Origin of the sequence: Pantoea sp. sgz302252 (assembly GCF_047713085.1) — a bacterium.
Taxonomy (GTDB): domain Bacteria; phylum Pseudomonadota; class Gammaproteobacteria; order Enterobacterales; family Enterobacteriaceae; genus Scandinavium.
Genome location: NZ_JBLFJW010000095.1, coordinates 1 through 676 on the forward strand (window position 1 = coordinate 1; position 676 = coordinate 676).

Below are 676 nucleotides of genomic sequence, written 5' to 3' on the forward strand. Positions count from 1 at the left end.
GGAAATCGCCGGGTCAAAGGTTCATATCACCTCGCCGACGCTTATCGCAGATTAGCACGTCCTTCATCGCCTCTGACTGCCAGGGCATCCACCGTGTACGCTTAGTCGCTTAACCTCACAACCCGAAGCTGTTTCGTAAAACAGTCCGACTTGCGAAAATTTGAGAGACTCGAACACACTTAAAAGTGTGTCGTTTCAATTTTCAGCTTGATCCAGATTTTTAAAGAGCAAATATCTCAAACATGACTCGCTATTCACATAACGGAATCAGTTTTGAGATATTGAGGTCGGCGACTTTCACTCACAAACCAGCAAGTGGCGTCCCCTGGGAGGTTTGACCTCATCAGTTAACGCTGGCGTCCCCTGGGAGGTTTGACCTCATCAGTTAACGCTGGCGTCCCCTAGGGGATTCGAACCCCTGTTACCGCCGTGAAAGGGCGGTGTCCTGGGCCTCTAGACGAAGGGGACGTGTAAGTCTCACTCGCAAGACGCCTTGCTTCTCTACATCTATCAGACAATCTGTGTGAGCACTACAAAGGCAGGTTCTTGAAGGTAAGGAGGTGATCCAACCGCAGGTTCCCCTACGGTTACCTTGTTACGACTTCACCCCAGTCATGAATCACAAAGTGGTAAGCGCCCTCCCGAAGGTTAAGCTACCTACTTCTTTTGCAACCCA

At 50.1% G+C, this 676-nt stretch carries 1 tRNA gene and 2 rRNA genes; all 3 read right to left on the reverse strand.

Features of this window, described 5'->3' with window-relative positions:
* A 23S ribosomal RNA gene (locus ACLW56_RS25265) occupies positions 1-115 on the reverse strand; the annotation flags it as partial.
* A gap of 277 nt (positions 116-392) precedes the next feature.
* A tRNA-Glu gene (locus tag ACLW56_RS25270) sits at positions 393-468 on the reverse strand.
* Positions 469-553: 85 nt separating this feature from the next.
* Positions 554-676: ribosomal RNA gene (locus ACLW56_RS25275) — 16S ribosomal RNA — on the reverse strand; the annotation flags it as partial.